Source organism: Mesorhizobium sp. B2-7-3, from assembly GCF_006440715.1.
GTDB lineage: Bacteria > Pseudomonadota > Alphaproteobacteria > Rhizobiales > Rhizobiaceae > Mesorhizobium > Mesorhizobium australicum.
Window position 1 is genome coordinate 1 of sequence record NZ_VFTY01000011.1, and the last position, 17,447, is coordinate 17,447.

Annotated in this window: 8 protein-coding genes and 2 pseudogenes; 6 read left to right on the top strand and 4 right to left on the bottom strand. The window is 59.1% G+C overall.

Features of this window, described 5'->3' with window-relative positions; all coding sequences use genetic code 11:
• Nucleotides 1-1,626, bottom strand: a pseudogene (locus tag FJW04_RS22980) (OmpA family protein); the annotation flags it as partial.
• A gap of 6 nt (nucleotides 1,627-1,632) precedes the next feature.
• Nucleotides 1,633-2,298 (bottom strand): hypothetical protein, encoded by a 666-nt coding sequence (locus FJW04_RS22985; protein ID WP_140616482.1) that lies wholly within the window; start codon nucleotides 2,296-2,298, stop codon nucleotides 1,633-1,635.
• A 516-nt stretch (nucleotides 2,299-2,814) separates the two neighbouring features.
• Here FJW04_RS22985 and FJW04_RS22990 point away from each other — a divergent pair.
• The 3 genes from FJW04_RS22990 to FJW04_RS23000 all read left to right on the top strand — a co-directional run bounded on the left by FJW04_RS22990 (nucleotide 2,815) and on the right by FJW04_RS23000 (nucleotide 10,748).
• Nucleotides 2,815-5,907: a trifunctional glycosyltransferase/class I SAM-dependent methyltransferase/polysaccharide deacetylase gene (locus FJW04_RS22990; protein WP_246673966.1), complete on the top strand. Its 3,093-nt coding sequence runs from the start codon at nucleotides 2,815-2,817 to the stop codon at nucleotides 5,905-5,907.
• 454 nt (nucleotides 5,908-6,361) lie between these two features.
• Entirely contained in the window at nucleotides 6,362-8,662 is a 2,301-nt protein-coding gene (locus FJW04_RS22995; protein WP_246673968.1) for a mechanosensitive ion channel family protein, read from the top strand.
• A gap of 409 nt (nucleotides 8,663-9,071) precedes the next feature.
• Entirely contained in the window at nucleotides 9,072-10,748 is a 1,677-nt protein-coding gene (locus FJW04_RS23000; protein WP_140716921.1) for a sulfotransferase, read from the top strand.
• Between the two features lie 344 nt (nucleotides 10,749-11,092).
• Here the strand turns inward: FJW04_RS23000 and FJW04_RS23005 are convergent, their stop codons facing one another.
• On the bottom strand, nucleotides 11,093-12,244 hold the full coding sequence (locus FJW04_RS23005; protein WP_140716923.1) for a porin: 1,152 nt from the start codon (nucleotides 12,242-12,244) through the stop codon (nucleotides 11,093-11,095).
• Between the two features lie 544 nt (nucleotides 12,245-12,788).
• Here FJW04_RS23005 and FJW04_RS23010 point away from each other — a divergent pair.
• Together FJW04_RS23010 and FJW04_RS23015 are read left to right on the top strand one after the other, a co-directional pair.
• Nucleotides 12,789-13,418, top strand: a pseudogene (locus tag FJW04_RS23010) (site-specific integrase); the annotation flags it as partial.
• Between the two features lie 266 nt (nucleotides 13,419-13,684).
• The gene (locus FJW04_RS23015; RefSeq protein WP_181173030.1) at nucleotides 13,685-14,302 is read left to right on the top strand and encodes an antitoxin Xre/MbcA/ParS toxin-binding domain-containing protein; all 618 of its coding nucleotides are present in this window, start codon (nucleotides 13,685-13,687) and stop codon (nucleotides 14,300-14,302) included.
• 173 nt (nucleotides 14,303-14,475) lie between these two features.
• Here the strand turns inward: FJW04_RS23015 and FJW04_RS23020 are convergent, their stop codons facing one another.
• Nucleotides 14,476-15,543, bottom strand: coding sequence for a cyclic nucleotide-gated potassium channel (locus FJW04_RS23020; RefSeq protein WP_140661360.1), 1,068 nt, complete (start codon nucleotides 15,541-15,543; stop codon nucleotides 14,476-14,478).
• Nucleotides 15,544-16,155: 612 nt separating this feature from the next.
• Between FJW04_RS23020 and FJW04_RS23025 the strand changes: the two genes are divergently transcribed.
• A complete protein-coding gene (locus FJW04_RS23025; protein ID WP_140716927.1) occupies nucleotides 16,156-17,409 on the top strand; it encodes a RelA/SpoT domain-containing protein in 1,254 nt (417 codons plus the stop codon).
• Nucleotides 17,410-17,447: the final 38 nt, after the last annotated feature.

Sequence of the window (17,447 nt, forward strand, 5' to 3'; positions counted from 1 at the left end):
GGTATCGAGCTGCGTTCCCGACAGCAGGGCTTGCGGGTCGACGGCAAGCGGGTCCCGCAGGCCGGCAATATAGAATTCGCCATCGCGTATTTTTTGTTCGGCAACGATGATGCCCGGCTGGGTCTCCAGTCGCGACACATAGGCCTGCCAGTGCTCTGCCGCGCGTGCTTCGGGGCTTACATCGCGGACCCTTGAGATATCGAATACCGGGCCACCTGCCGAAAGCTGTCGGGCCGCTGCGCGCGCCCGATCTATCCAGGTGTCGGGAGCCTCACCCTCGGCAACGATGCGCCTATCGACAATGGCAAGCCGTACTGACTCCGGCGGGGCCAGCGATGCCGTCAGCCGCTTCAACACGAACTCCGGTTCGAGGCTCTGGTAAAATTGCCACTGTGAATGGACCCTGCCGGGATCGACCTGCGTTCCCGACAGCAGGGCTTGCGGGTCGACGGCAAGCGGGTCTCGCAGGCCGGCAATATAGAATTGGCCATCGCGTATCTTTTGTTCGGCAACGATGATGCCCGGCTGGGTCTCCAGTCGCGACACATAAGCCTGCCAGCGCTGCCCGGATTGCCATGAAAGAAAGAACCAACCGCCTGCCAAAACCAACAGCAGCAGGCCCAGGCCCACCACCAGCCACGGAAATCCCTGGTTTGGTTCCTCCTGCTTCAGCTCGACGCAAGTCTGCAGCTGCGCCTCTATGCCGGCCAACTGCGATCCGTCGCCGTCAAACTCCATTAAAGCCTGCGAGTAGTCCTCATGGACACGGAGCAACACGTCGCGAACTATGTCATGCAATCCTTCTGGGGGGTTTCCTCGGATCACCGAAACCAGGGTCGCGAACGGTCCTACTTCTGACCAGAGACGAAGGTCGCCAAAACGAATAGTGTCCAGGCCGCTCTGCTCCTTCTCGTTGAATGAGTCCTTCACAAAGTCTTGGATTGCACTCAGCATAGAAGAAATCAGTTGAGGATCTTCGCTCGTTGCATTGTCGGCAGCTACATGCGCTATCAATAGCCCAGAAGTGCGATTAATGAGAAAGACATGCTCAACACGATACAGAAGAGAATGCTTGAGCACAACTTCCGAGAAGCTGGCTCCGGTTCGCCAAGCCTCAATTCTCCATTTGAGCCCGTGCCAGGTAAATATATGTCGTAGAGTTTCATTAAGCGACTGAAATGTCTGATCGATCTTTTCCCCGATTGACTTGCGAATTGCCGGAAGAAACACGGGGTATAATATATCGGTCAGCGTGCGCGGGCTCTTCTGGATCGACCGTTGCACAGCCCTTTCGACAGCCGGCGCAAGGGCCTCACCGAGTTGCGCATGAGGGGCTCGTGCGGCCGCACTGGGAAGCACGTCGCCCACTGCAGCGGCAAGCTGCTCCGGTTCGTCGAGCAGATGCGTAACTCGTGAAAGCTCTGAAATTTCGCGGCTGACCAGCAACTGGCGCAGCGTTTCCATGCGAGGATCGGCGGATGGAACTCCGTCGAGTCGCGCACGGTAGTCCGGATCAACGTTCCGGGCAATTTCGATCAAAAGACGGGCCAGAGCCTCGCGATCAATCTCTGTATCGTTCGAGGCTGTTCTATGCGGAAGGCTGATTGGGTCGACGGTCGACGTCAAATCCGATCAACTCACTTTCCAGCTACGGTCCGAGTTGCTCTTGCTGCCGACGGGATCCTGATTCAGACATTTTGCAACCTCGACAAACAGGCCGGCCAAAAGATTTCGGTCGGTCTTGACGTTGCCGAGATCGGAAAACATTTTTTCCATCAGCATCTGAATGGCTTCATTCTTTTGCTTGATTTCCTCACGCAGCAAATGGTCGTTTCGATTTATCCGGTCGGCAATTTCGCGCTCAAGCTCATTCAATTGATCCGATAATGCGCGCACCTGCTTTTCAAGCGCCTGATTTTGTTCGCGAAGATTTCGGTCAATCTCCTTGTCGGCGTCGGCTCGCGCGTCTTTTTCGTTCCGCAACTGCGCCGCAAGCGAGTCGATCTGCTTTTTCGCATTTGACTCGTACATTTCAAGATTGCGCTTGGCCTCCGATTCGACATCCTTGAACCGCTGCAAGACCCGTTCTTCAAGCTTGGAAAAGCGGCGGTCATAGTCCTGCATCTGGTTGCCGAACAGCAGATCACGTATCTTGTCGACACCTACAGCGTCGCCGGGGGTCCCGCTCTCGCGAGCCTGGCCCGCCATGAAGGCGAGCCCGTTGGCGTCTGCATTACTTGTCAGATTTCCGTCCGCTTTATTTGCCGGAGAAGCGGTACTCGAAGATTCCTTGGCCATCCCTATACCCTTCATTTAAACAGCTACCAGCGTGCTAATTTAGCAACTAGTAAAGATGTCAGCAAAATACCCGGCTCGCAAGCCGGAATCTTCTCCGCATAAGCCGGTCACGCGTAAATTTGACATGCGGCTCGAGCTCCACAATCCGCCCAGCGAACAGACCCTTTTGCGTCATCATGCGCGTAGATTGGCGGCGCCATGGATCCATGATCAACAACTGCGGCGCGCTCGCAGTTCGGCCGCGGTTCCGATTAGTTCGATCAGGATCAGCTTGCCCTCGCGTCTTCGCCCGCGATCATCCTTTGTTGCCGGGCGGCGCAGCAACTAGGGCACGGGCATGAGCGCTTGCCATTCAAGCCTGTCTTCAGGTCTTTTTTTGCTACCTAATCAGCCCCGATCTTGACAGGGCAGTGCGGCCATCCGATGCCGTTATCCGGTTTTGACATTCGGTGACTCTCCGAGAAGACGAAAGCTCGATGATCCAGAATAATGCTACCGCAAGGCGGTGTGGTATCGATGTTCAATGTCGAGCTCATTCGGCACAATGCATGCCGGCATCCGCCGGCAGACCTACCGGATATTGATATAGTTATGGTCGACGATGGGCTCGAATGGATCGGCATCGATCGTGCCGACCTGCGCCGACAAAGATCAACGCAACTTGTTCTACCTGTTGCGAGCCGGGCGCGGGTGAGACACGTGGCGCATATTCCATTGGTTTCGATCGTAGTTCCTGCGCACAACGCGGAGGTAACGCTGACGCGGGCACTCGATTGCCTTGTCGATCAGGAAACCGCGGATTGGGAGGCGATCATCGTCGACGACGCCTCTACGGACCGCACCCCCGCGATCATCGCCGCTTATGTGGAACAGGATGCCCGATTTCGCGCCTTGAGTTCTTGCGCGAATAGCCCCGCCGGCGCACGTAACAACGGGATTTCGACGGCGCGCGGCCACTGGCTGATGTTCCTGGATGCCGATGACTGGCTGGATGCCAGCTTTCTTACAAAAATGCTGGCTGCGCTGAAAACCGCTCCCGATGCAGTCGCCGCCTATTGCGGTTCGCGGCGCGTGATGCCCGATGGAGCGCTCACCCCGGCGAGCATCGCGCCCGAGGTCGCAGGCCAGCCCTTCGAAACGTTAGCCCGCCGATGTGCCATCGCCACTCACGCGCTGCTGGTCGACCGGGAAACAATAGTCGAATTGGGCGGTTTTGACGTGTCGCTGCGCAGCTGCGAGGATTGGGATCTATGGCAGCGCGTCGCACGTCAGGGCACAAATTGGGTGATGGTCGACGAGCCGCTCGCCTTTTGTCGAGCCAGCCCCAACGCGCTCACCCGCAATTCGAGGCAGACGCTGGCAGACGCGGAAAGCATTATCGCCCGCGGCTTTGCCACCGACCCCAGGGTCAAGCACCCAGCGCCGGCGCATGCCAATGGCGCGATCTCGGCGGGCGGCCGCACCGCTTCCGAAGCACTGGCGTGGTTCGCCCTGTGGAACGCTGCGTCGGAGTGCGGCAGCGGCGGCGGCTCGATCAACCCGCAATCCCTGCGCGCGCTGCCGGCAAGGCGTAAGTGGGCGCGCGAGATCGCCAAGGTGACCTTCGACGGCCTGATGGTAGGAAGCCTATCGGTGCCAGCCCATATGGCTGCCCGGTGGGACAGGTTTGGCGGCGCCATCACAGAGTTGATCATCGAACTCGGCAAGGTCTGGGGCGACCCGGTTGCGGGTCGTCGCGTCCAGTATCATCTCGAGCAAATGCTGCTCGACGCCGACGATCTTGCCGCTCCTCGCAGGCTGGCGCGCACTTTCGGAATTCGCGTCGACGCTCGAAATCCAACGTCGACCGAGCTTCCGGAAGGAATCGATCAAATCTATGCCTACCTGATGATGGATGGGCAGATCGGGTCTATCGTACAGTTCGGCGTACTCGGGAAAGTGACAAGGCGCCATTGGCTTGAACTGATCCCGAATTTCGCACCGCAAAAGGACGGTGCCGACACGGCGAACACGCTGGCCGCCGAGGCACTGTCGACGACAGCGGAACGCCGGCCTGATCCGGGCAGCCACTTCGGCAAACTCGCGCAAATGGTCTGGGAAGCGCGGGAACTGGTTCGGTCGAGCGCCGAAGCAACGCAGCCGCTTCCAGCGCCGCGCCGTGCACCCGCCTCGAGTGGCCACGACAAGGATCGTACGTCGTTCTGGAACCGGTATTTCGCGACCGAGGATCCCTGGAACTACAGCTCGGCCTACGAGCAGGAAAAATATGAGCGGCAGCTCGAAATTCTGCCGGCCGGTCCCATAGGACGGGCGCTTGAGCTGGCCTGTGCGGAAGGCCATTTCACGCGACAACTGGCACCCCGAGTGGGCCATTTGACCGCCACCGACATTTCCGCCGTAGCCATCGAACGGGCGCGCGCGCGCTGCTCGGACCAGCCGAATGTCGAATTCAGTGTACTGGATTTTTTTGCGGACACGCTGCCCAATGAGATGGATCTGATCGTCTGTTCGGAAGTGCTCTACTACCTAGAAGATCTCGCCGGGTTGCGGCGCATCGCCAAAAAATTCGTTGAGGCACTGGCGCCTGGCGGCAGTTTCATCAATGCACACGCATTCGTGCTACGCGACAATATTGAAAGGACGGGCTTCGACTGGAACACTTTCGGCGCACAAACGATCTCGCAAACCTTCGCAGAGACCGAAGGTCTCGTCCTTGCGCAATCGATCCAGACCGAACTCTATCGAATAGATCGCTTCTGCCGCCTGTCGCCGGATTACGTGGCGACGGAGCCGGTGATTGATCATGTGCCGGTCCGCGCACCCATCGGCATCGGGGTCGCGCGAAACATTGTCTGGGGCGGGGCACGGGTCTTGCGCCGCGCCGTCGCTCGTAGCGAGCGGCGGCAACGTATCCCTGTCCTCATGTATCACAGCGTCGCCGATGAAGGTCCGGCCGCGCTCGCCCGTTTCCGACTCACGCCCGCCGCATTCGCGAGCCAGATGGCATGGCTGCGCGCCAATGGCTTTCACGCGATCATGTCCGAGCAACTGGAATTGTCCATCGCCAACCGTCAGCCTTTCACTGGCCGCCCGGTGCTCATCACCTTCGATGACGGATTCCAGAACTTTGCCGACCATGCCTGGCCGATCTTGCGTGCGCACGACCTGACCGCGGAAGTGTTCCTGGTGACGGACCTGGTGGGGGAAAGTGCAAAGTGGGACGCCGTCAGCGGTCCGCCGACGCGGCTTATGGACGCCGGAACGGTGCGACGTCTCGCCGCCGAGGGTGCGTTCTTCGGAAGCCATCTGGCGACGCACCGCGCCATCGATGGTCTGTCGAGCTCTGATTTGGCCGCCGAGCTCCTGCGCTCTCGTATGTTCGTCGAACGGTGGACCGGCCGGCCAACCACGGCCTTCGCGGCACCCTTCTCTGTCACCGACCGACGGCTCGGCAGGCTGGCCAAGGAGTGCGGCTACCGGATCGGCTTCGGCGGCAGACACGGACCGGCGGACCTTAATAGCGACCCCATCGACCTTCCGCGCATCGAGATTCGCGGGGATCGCTCGCTCGACGACTTTGTTGCTACCATCGAGGCCGTGCTCGTTTGAACGGTAGACAATGTCAGCATCTCCCAAGCGCTCTATTCCGCACCAGGCGTGAGCGACCCCTTGCCGGGCCACGCATCGTCGCTTTCGATGCGCCTCTTCGAGGTGTAAAGGGCGATGCAACTGTCTATCGCGTTATGCGGGGATAGACGCACACGGTGATGCTTTTGGCTGCCCTGATGTGTATAGCCTGTGTGAGGGTCCCAGATTTCCATCACATAGCCTCGGCCGGCGATGCGCAACGCGGCATACGCGCGTTCTGCTCTATCGGAAGCCGCCGTAACGCCCAGCGTCTTTGAATTGCGGATCACATGACTGATTTGCGTGACCACACCCTACGCAATTGCCTAGCTTGAACGGTGGACTCTTGTACCACAACATCGGCTCCTTCAACCTAGGAGCAATGGCGGGCATAGATGTCGTTGCTTGCCGATCTGACCGGAAGGTTAACAGCACGATGCGTCTCATCATTCGACGATTGGGAACCAGGAACCTGGCGCGCCCGACACAACCTCTCCGACACCTTGGCGCGATGTTCGTCCTGGTTGCCAGGCAGCTCATCTTTGGAACCGCCCTCTTGTTGGCTGGTCCAGCGCAGGCGCAGGCGCCGGCGACCGTCCCGCCTGAAAGGGTCAAACAGCTATTCGAACTGCTCGACGATGCGTCAGTGAAGGCCTGGATGGCCGAACAGCGAAATCAGGACGCCGGGTCAACGAGAGCGCCTGCCGGGGCAGGCGCTTCTCCGGCCGACGCATCGTCCGGCGCCGCGGCCGCATCAGGCCAGATGAATACGATGGCATCCTCGACGCTCGATATGATCAGGGATCATATCGGAAGAATCGTGCGAACTTTGCCCCTGCTGCCGGGTCAGTTCGCGCGCGTTCGGGCAGAGACCATGGAGGATATGTCCAGCAAGGGATCTGCCGGGGTACTCTTGCTGATTGCGATGTTCATCGCTGCCGGCCTGGCGCTTACTTGGGCAACGTACAAGTTGAGCCGTCCATTTCGTCTCTGGATTATCGCGCAACCGAAGGATACGCCCGTTGGGCGGGCCAAGAAGATTGGTGGCCGCACGCTTTATTCCAGCATGCTGATCGTCTCGTTCGCACTGGGCAGCGCCGGCGCGTTCATGCTGTTCGACTGGCCAATGCTTATCCGCGAGATTGTACTGACATTCTTGATGGCGGCAGTCGTTACATGGGGGGTGCGCATGTACGTCATGGCCATGCTCGTCCCTTCCTTCATGAACGTCGACAACGCCGTCGAGGTTCGTGCTTTGCCAATCACCAACGAAGCGGCTGACCATTGGTCCTATTGGCTGCCCCGGATCGTTGGCGTCTTCGCCTTCGTCGCCGCCGCGTTCATCCTCTTGCCAGGTCTCGGCATCGATCAGGACGGAATGATGGTCCTGTCGCTTGGCGCCGATTTCGTGCTGCTGTTGCTCGTGCTGCTGGCCATTTGGCGTCGGCCAAGAACGCAGCGAGACGGTGCGCGCCACAGCGTTCACACGGAAGCGACATGGCTGTTGACAGCTTATTTCCTCGTCCTGTTTCTGCAGCGCATCGCGGGCCTTTATGTATACTTCTGGTTTACCTTCGCCGCACTCTTCCTGCCTTGGGCAATCGTGACGACGCAGCGCGGGGTTAACTTCGTCCTGCGACCAGGTTCGGTAGATCTTGGCCGGCCTACGATCCCGGCGGTGGCGATCGCTGTTATCGATCGCGGAATCCGAATGATTTTCATCCTGGCGGCGGCTTACTTTCTAGCGCGTGTCTGGGGCCTGGACATGCAATCCATGCGCGGCAGCGATACGACGACGACCTTCATATTGCGCGGCCTGATCAATGTCGTGGTCATTGCCCTCGCAGCCGATTTCGGCTGGTCGATCATCAAAGCCTTGATCGAACGAAAGCTGGGCATCGAAACGGCACACCCTGTGATCGGCGACGAAGAGGTCCCGATGCTAGATCCGCAGCAGGCGCGGCTGCACACGCTGTTGCCGATCCTCCAGAACATCCTGCTCGCATCGATCATCGTGATGGCAGCGCTTATGATGCTCGCCTCGCTGGGTATCCAGATTGGCCCACTGATCGCTGGCGCCGGCGTTGTCGGCGTCGCGGTGGGCTTTGGCGCACAAACCATCGTCAAGGACATCATTTCGGGCGTGTTTTTTCTGCTCGACGACGCGTTTCGTGTCGGCGAATATATTTCCTCGGGCAATTACAAGGGTACCGTGGAAAGCTTTTCCCTGCGCTCGGTGAAGCTGCGCCACCATCGGGGTCCGCTGTTCACCATACCTTTCGGTGAACTCGGGGCCGTCCAGAACCAGAGCCGTGACTGGGTTATCGACAAATTCAACATCACCGTCGGCTATGACACCGATATCGAATTCGCTCGCAAGCTGATCAAGCGGATCGGCCTCGAATTGGCGGAAGATCCTGAGTTCAAGCACTGGGTGCTCGACCCGATCAAGATGCAGGGCGTACAGGAGTTTGGCGAATACGGCATTGTATTGAGGGTCAAGGCCACAACCAGGCCGGGAGGCGCCTTTGGTATGAAACGCAAATTCTACGTACGCCTCCGCCAGGTCTTCAAGGAGCAGGGCATCGAACTCCCATTTCCGACCGTCCACGTCCAAGGGCTGCAGAATCCGCATGAGGCAGAGAACGGATCTTTGGCGATTACACCCGCGGTGAAAATGGCCGTCGCGCAATCGCACACCATTCGTCGCAGAAAAAAAGCCAGCACGACGGAATAGGAAAGAGCGCCGTCACCGGAGCGACGTCGGCGATCGCCACTAAGCGGCAGGGTTCGTGCGCGCCTCGTGCAACCGGCAATCCTGTCTCCACAGCGCCGCCGGCGCCGACGCCATGGCGTCCACGAGTTCGGTCGAAGGAGCGCCGTGACCTGGCCGAGACATCGCGGCGAGGTTTGCAGGTGGTTGCTTATATCGCATCCCATGAATGGATTGAGACGCGCCAAACTTGTGATCACCGGATTGTCTTGGCAGTGCGCAGGGAGCTAGGTTACTACCTGATAGCGCGGAACGGAAATCCGATAAGGGTCGATCCGGAAGAATGGGCAAATCGATGGGGCGACACCAGCGCTCTGCGCAAAACGGCTATTGAGGCTGGATTCTCCAAGCCCCTTTTGCTAGCGAACCAAGGATGAGCAACCGATTGCCGCCCGCATGGGCAAAGCACCTCCGCACCCCACCCTCACCGAAGGCGGCATCACCGAAGGCTGCGTCATCCAAAGCGCAGTTCAAGGCAGGCCCCCACCGCAGCCACGCCGACGACTTGCTTTTACGGCAGGCGCTCGAGTTGCAGCAGGCCGGACGTCTATCCGAGGCTGAGGAACTGTGCCACAGGGTCCTTGCTCGCACGCCCAACCATCCGCTGGCCCTATATATCCTGGGAACGCTCGGGCTCGATTTCGATAACGAAAAGTCACTGCGGTATTTCGCTCGGGCGGTGGCAGAGGATCCGCAGAATCCCTACTACCATCTTAGCCTCGGCGAGACCTATTTGAAGGTCAGCGAATTTACGCCGGCGATCAAGCACTTTCGGTACGCCCTGGACTTGAAGCCGGATCTGGTGGAAGCGCTTTGCGCCTTGGGCGATGCCTACAATGCGTTTGACAAGGGGGAGATGGCGCTGCCGCTCTTTGAGAAGGCGCTCAGGATCGACCGAGATCATCCCGTAGCCCGGTTGGGGTTGCCCCGCGCGCTCGCAAGCCTCGGCCGTATGGCCGAAGCCGCGGTTCATCTGAAAGAGGCAATAGAACGGCGCATCGCGGTACCGGCTGCCCACAACGCGCTTGTACGCACGCGCAAATTCGCTGAAGAGCCGCCAGAACTCGGGGCAATCCTGACGGAGCTTCAAGACCCGGGCCATGGGCCGGAGGGAGCGGCAGCGCTCCATCACGCCGCAGGAAAGGTTCTCAACGACCTCCGTCGCTATAAGGAGGCGATGGATCACTTTAAGAAGGGGAATGAAGCCGGGGGCCATACGTTCGATCTGCAGTCTTACCGCCGCTGGGTCGACGGCATGATCGCAACCTTCACGCCGGAACTGGTGGCTTCAAGAGCCGCGTACGGCAATCCCTCGGAGGCGCCTGTATTCGTCGTGGGCATGCCTCGTTCGGGCACGACATTGACAGAGCAGATCTGTGCCACTCACCCCGATGTTCATGGCGCCGGCGAGCTCAGCAAACTTAGGCGAACAGCCAATGGACTCGGTGTCGCAGACCGCTCCAGCGTGAACTTCGGCCAATCCATCGCGATGATTACTCCCGATCTGACCAGGACTTTGGCCGAAGAGCACCTTGCTTATCTGCGCGAGCGGGCTCCCGACTCGCTGCGAATTGTTGACAAGATGCCTCACAATTTCGAGCTGATTGGCCTAGTTGGCCTTCTTTTCCCCAAAGCGCGTATCATTCATTGTCGTCGCGACGCTATCGACAATTGCATCTCCTGTTTCGTCCTGCAGTTCAATAAAGCCCACAGCTACAGTGCCGATCTTGAGACGCTGGGGCTTTACTACCGGGAGTATGATCGCTTGATGAGGCATTGGGACAAGGTTTTCCCGGGTCGTATTTTCGAAAATCGCTACGAGACGTTGATCGAAAATCAGGAGGAGCAGTCGCGCCGACTCATGGATTATCTCGGATTGCCGTGGGACGATGCCTGCCTGCGCTTTTTTGACAAAGGCGGCTCCGTAAACACCTACAGCAATTGGCAGGTCCGCCAGCCGATCTATACGTCGTCCATCAAGCGTTGGAAGAATTACGAAAGCCAGATTCAGCCGTTGATCGAAGCCTTGGGCGATCTTGCTGAGATTTGACCGGTAGTGCCTGATGCTGCGCGCAGTTTGCTTGCATCCAATCCCGCCGGCGTACGCTTTCCGCCGATAGACCAGTCTAACAGGGTTCCTCAGGCTGGCCGCCGCGTTCCTTCACCTGTCCCGCCGGCGTATCCCGGCCACAGAGCCTCCCGCCGTTTCGCGCGTCGCTTGCCAAGCAGTTTGGCTTCCTCCTTTCCTTTTCGCTGCTAGGGTTGTTCTTCCACGTCTGCAAGCGTGGCAGCAGGCGGGCGGCCATGCATCGGCTGTCCGAAGTTCCATACAGACGGCATGAAAAAACCCGGCGGTTGCCCGCCGGGTTTTCGATTTCAATAAGGCAGCGCCTGTTAGAAGGAGCGCTGGAAGCGGAGCATGCCGCCGATGTTGCTCTTCTTGCTGGCGCCGGTCCAGTTGGAGAAGTCGGCGTCGTCGAACTTGCCTGCATTGAGGTAGTCGACTTCGGCCGTGACCGTGAAACCGGGAACGAGATCGTAGGCGATGTTCGCGGCGACGCCGAGGTTCTTCCATTCGTCATACGAAATCTGGGCGTTGAACGAGGTCTTCTCGTTGAACTTGTAGGTGCCACCGCCCCACACTGCCCAGTTGCCGCCCCACTGCTTGAAGAAACCACGGCCGTGGGCGTCGAACGTATTGCCCGCGTCGTCGTTGAGATTGTCGTCCGAACCGTAGCCGCCCATGACCCAGAGCGACAGTTCGTTGGAAACGTTAACATCCAAGCGAACCTTGCCGGCCACTTCTTCGTAGTTGCTGTCATAGGCAACGACGCCGGTGATGGCACCCCAGCCCTGCGTCCACTTCACGCCGCCGACGACATGCGGAACGTAGCTGTCGATAGTGTGGAAGCCTTCGCCTTCTTCGAGCGAGACGACGGCCGAGAAGCCGTTGCCGGCGTCGAAGTAGTACTGGACGACGTTGGTGTCGAAGTCGCCATAGGGAACCAGCGTATCCTGGATCACGTTGCCGGCGTAGCCGATGAACGTATTGAAGGCCGATTCGTCCTTACCGACGCGCAGACCACCGAGCTGGATCCAAGCGAAGTTTAGCGAAGCACCGGTGTTGCCAGCCGTATTGAGCTGACCGAGTGCGCCCGCATCACGGTTGTCGTTCTGGAAGTTGAAGCGGGTTTCGGTGTAGGTCTTCAACGTGCCCATTTCGGTTTCCTGGCCGGTCCAGGTCTTCAGCGTGAAGCGGGCTTTCTTGCGCCAGGTGTCGTTGCTGCCACCATCCTGGTGATCGGCGCTTGTCGCACCATCGAACGAACCGACGTCACCACCGCTGATGTCATAACGGATGTAGCCGCCGATGCGCAGGCAGGTTTCGGTGCCGGGGATGTAGAAATAGCCAGCGCCGTAGACGTCGCAGATCTTGACGTATTCAGCGGGTTCCGGCTCGGCGACGACGACGGCGTCGGCGGCGCGCGCACCGGAAACTGCGATCAGGGCCGCAGCGGAGCCGAGAAGAAGGCTCTTGATGTTCATTTTCTGACCTCCAGTCAAAAGTTAAAAAACGGGTCTGGGTATTCTTTGCTGAAGGACAGCGTTCCCTGCCCCATCCCCACTACCGAAAAAGATGCGCACCGCGCCGCTCCTTCGAACTCGACATTACCCATGAGCCGGCGGCGTTCAACAACGATCGTACCGGCGCATGGACAGTTCGGCCGCTATCCCCGACCTGTGTTGCAGAAACGTCACGATTTGGCCTCACTTGGAAAGCTCTCGTTAACCATTGGGCCCTCCGCACCGCCTGGCTCGGCCGAATCCGGCGATCGGCCGACCGGATCATGGCAAGGCCAGGGGCTCATTTGCCCGGGAATTGCCGCGGAACCGCCCCACCCGAGGAAGGCTGGAATGTTCGGCGCGCTCACCTTCTCCATATTTCTCCATATAATGACACGGCCTTGTTGATTGTGCCGGCGCTTTTCTTTATCCAGCGGCGCAACGCAGAAGCGGCCGAGTGGTCGAAGGCGCTGCCCTGCTAGGGGAGGCTCAATCTTTTGGTTGATCCGAAACTCCCGACCACTTCCGCAAGGCTTACAACATGGGAGATCTCGAGAGCCTGCACGAGTTCCGCCGCCAGAAAGAGCGGGCGGGACGGATTCGTTTTCTCGAGAGGGATGAAGAAGCGCGGCTGTTCGCCGCCATCAAGAGCCGCAGCGAGGATGCTTACAGGCTTTCCGTCTTCCTGGTCGATAGCGGCTGCCGTCTCGGCGAGGCGCTCGGGCTGACCTGGAACGACATCAAGGAACATCGCGTCAGTTTCCAAACCATCATATCCGGCCGCAGCCGCACTATTCCGATGACCGAGCGGGCCAAGGAGGTGATCAGGCTGCCTCCGGACGGACGCCCTCGGCCGAAAGGCCCGTTCACCAAGTTGAGCAAGGCACAGTTCGGTGCCATATGGAACGAGGCTAAAGCCGAGGTCGGACTTGGCGCCGACCATCAGGTCGTGCCCCACATCCTGCGTCACACCTGTGCTGCGCGCCTCGTCCAGGCCGGCATCGACATCAGGCGCGTGCAGATGTGGCTGGGTCATCAGACGCTATCGATGACGATGCGCTACGCGTATCTGGCCACCAACGATCTCGATGGCTGCGTCACTGTGCTCGAAGGGCTACCGGCAGCGCTGGAGATCAAGAACGAAACCGGGCCATGACGGAAGTCTCGTCAGGGCTGCGCGCAAAAGCGCCAGCGACCCCACGTCTTTTCGCGGAGGTTAGGTTTGGTGGTGCTCGAACACAATGTAGGCCAAGCATTACTCCAAGCAACGTCACCATCTCCACTGGACAGAACGGTGCCAACGCAACTTAGGTCGCATTTGAAGAGGTCATCTGCATGGTCACTAGGCGGCGATTCTCACGAGGTGGAAACCTTGTTAAGCAAGCCAGCCGACCAAGACTGGAAAATACGGTCGCTGCCGCCGTGTCGAAAATTCTTCTTGAGCACGATCCGACAATCGGCAAGCCGGCCCTTAGAATTGCCGCGAGATTGGCAGGGTATATATCTTCAGCAATCAGTGTTCAAACTCAGGCTGTTCAGCGAGCCCTCCCAACAATTGAGGATGATGTTGAAAACCTCGCTCAGATATTTATCGGCCATATGGTGGCAGAGGCACAAGGCCGATTTGATCCACGACTGCAGCGTTTCAAAGCGGTACCGCCACCGGCGGTCCCCCAAGCGCCTCTCAGTGCGGCGAGTGATTGGGCGGGGCCGGTAGCTGGGCCAACAGTGATAGAAAGGCATTTTGGGATACCGAGGTCGACGCTCTTTCGGTGGCAGAAACGCGATGAGGTGATCGCACTTAAATCTGGAAGCAGCAGGTTTGTTTTTCCATTGAAGCAGTTTGTCGATGCTCGCCCTGCAGATGGGATAGCCGAATTGATCGCCATGTTTGGCGACCATCGGCTTGCCTGGAGATGGTTGATGGCGCCGACGGACAAGCTTGGCGGGAACTCGCCGATAGATACTCTGCTAGCTGGCAAGCTCGCGAATGTTGTTGCTGCCGCGCGCCTAACCTTGGAGGAGGCACCTGATGTTTAGCCCCGCCGTTTGGTGGCGGTCGTTCAGTTGACAATTTGGCGCAACGCGACATTACCCCAGGCGGCTGCCCGCGGCCCGTCGTCTCAATGGCGACCCTTCCAGCCAGCCATTCTCGACAAGCAGTTGGACAGCCTAGCCATTGCGCCCTCCTCCTGACGAAGACTTTGGTACGGTCAAGCCGTCGGCGCCGTGCCGTGCCGCTCGCGCGCGGTCTTGCGGATGATTTCCGCGATTTCCGGGCTGCTGCTGCATAGCATCTGGAAATCCGCCGCGTGCAGCGACAGGAGTGAGACAGCCGTTGCGGCGCTGACGGTCGCCGTACGCGGTTCGCCGCTCATCAGCGCCATCTCGCCGAAGAAGGCGCCAGGGCCAAGCTCCACTGGGTTCGACATCACGACGCTCACCCGCCCCTCCACAACAAAGAACATTCGATCCCCGGTCTCGCCCCTTCGGCAGATCACGGCGCCGGCCGGCAAACTACGAGGCCGTAAGGCGCGCACGATCTCGACCAGCGCGGCCGGGCCGAGCTTCTGAAACAACGGCACGGCGGCGACCAACTGCCAATTGCGGACGAAATCCTCGCGACGGATTTCTTGATAGAAGCCGGAGGCAAGAATGCCGGCCCACAGCGCGAAGACGCCGATGCCACACATCATGACCGCCCCAGCCAGGACGCGGCCGGCGAAACTTTGCGGAATGGCGTCGCCATAACCGGTGGTGGACAGCGTGACCACCGCCCACCACATTGCCTGAGGGATGCTGCCGAACTTTTCCGGTTGGATGTGGCGCTCGATGACATAGGCCGCGAGCGCGACACCGAACAGAACGACGCCGAAAAGCGTGGTGACGCCGATCAGGTTACGCGCTTCGTTGGCCAGCACCCTGCCCAGTACCGGGAAGAAGGTCGAGTCGCGCAGCGGTTTGAGCAGCCAGACAGCACAGTAGAGGCTCCGGTCGGGCGTGCCTTCGAGCAGAAATGCAGCGAGTGGAACCAAAACCGCGAGCATATCAATGGCGATTGCAGGCGTCCTGTCCCGAAGGTCTCCCGCCCAGTGCTTGATCAGAGTCTCGGCCATCTGTAGGAGATAAGCGCCCCAAATGACCGCCAGCACGGCGGTCAGAGCCAGCCTGCTTCGTGCGGACATGTCCGGCATGGTGAGCGCGGCCACCGCCAGCAGCCCAGGCGCAGCTAGCACCGCGTTTAGCGGTGCGTGAATTCTCAAGAAAGGCAGGACCGACATTCTGTCCCCACGAGCGGGTGCTATTCCTCCAGAATAGGATGCCTTCAGGGCAAGCGCAAAGGTGGCGCTTTCGCTGGGATGTTCATCACGACGTGAACTCAGATGGCCTGAACGTGAACCGACAGGCCGCAACCGAGAATGGCCCATCCGGGCAGTTGCAATAGGTTTGAACCGTTCGAAGGAGCCGGGCCGACGAGTTCAAGGCCGTAGACATGCCCGGCTCGAAGACGGCGGCATGTCGGCAATGGCCAGGGTGACGGCGGCGACACCCAAGAAGAGCGCTCCGATCCGCCTGCATGAGGTTCCCTCCCGCCCTTCGCCCGCTACCCAAAACATGTGCGGCACCACAAGCGGCAGGAAGGACACTCGAGAGCCGCATTTAGTACGCGACGGCAACTGCATGGTTGCGAAGTTGCGTGCGCCCAAGCTACCGGGGCCGGTGAGTCACCGCAGAGGCAACTCAAGGAGGCACCGTCCTGGTCTTGTGGCTTCGATCCAGCCGCCCTGAGCGGACTCGAGGGATACAAAGCGGTACGATACATGAGATCCGATTCTCCTGCGGTCGTCCCGCCCAGTTCAGAATGAAGCGGCCTACCTTGACTTTGTGGTCCAATGACTGAGTACCCGCGCCTCAAATACAGTATGCAAGCCGTTCGCAAGGCAGGCGATCGGCTGGCAAAACCTATGCAGCTCGGACAAGACACCACTGCCGGCCAGTACGTGGACACGATGCGAATCTTCTCAATCGCCAATAGCTGGCGCGACTCGCACTTTCTGCCCATGCGGAGCGTTCGATTCTCTGTCGGTCACCACATCAAAGCCCTGCGATTGAAGGGCGACATGGCATCGCGTCCAAAGCGTCTGGCATCCATTTGTCGGAAGCTTCGAGAGTCCACCACCAATTTGGACACCATGAACGATATCGGCGGCTGCCGAGCGATCATGCCCGATATCGATAGCGTCCGCTTGCTTCTAGAATCGCTGCGAGACAAGTTCCCCCATGAGATGCACTGTCGGGAATTTAACTATATCGATGAGCCGAAGCCGGACGGCTATCGAAGTCACCATATTGTTTTCCAGTACCGACCCAGAGCTGCCCACACCCAGGCTTTCGAGGGACGACGCATCGAATTGCAAGTTCGGACCACACTTCAGCACTCATGGGCAACTGCAGTTGAGGCCGTCGGGCTGTTCCAGCGCCAGGATTTGAAGCACGGAAACGGGGAGCAGGATTGGCTACGTCTTTTCCAGCTTATGTCGGCGGAATTCGCCCAGGTTGAGCAGTGTCCAATTCGTGTCGGTGGTCCGGATCGCGATGACCGAGTGCGGGAACTGCGGGATATCAACAGGCGTATAGGTGCAACAAGTATACTGGCAGATATCACGAATCTTACCCTCCGCTCAGAGAGCCTCGTACAGCCAGCGCGACATTTTCGGCATCATTTGGTGCAATATAGAGCGGATCAGAACGTTACGATTCAATCATTCCGAACTCTCATCATGGGGGCGCGGAAATTGGAAGAAATAGAGAAGAAAATCGCGCTAAGGGGAATTGATTGGACGGTTTCGTTGGTCGAGGTGGATAAGGTGGAACAGCTTGTCGACATATACCCGAATTACTTTGGGAACGTTTCATTGTTCGCCCGCAGTCTGAAATCCATATGCTCGGGAAAGTCACTGTCTACAGAATGGCCCACACCGGATCGTAGCTCCGAAGGAACGCCCGACTATGGCTGGCCAAGCGTCGCTTTCCGTTTGAAGGAGCCGGACATTGGCCTTCCTCGACAGTCTCCTGGGTCTGGTCCGAACGGACAATCTCCCGAAAGCTCACACCTATTTCAGCGTTGCCAGCACGCCTGCCGCTGACTGCAGGTCTGCTGTCTCCAAGTGATGAGGTCGACGAC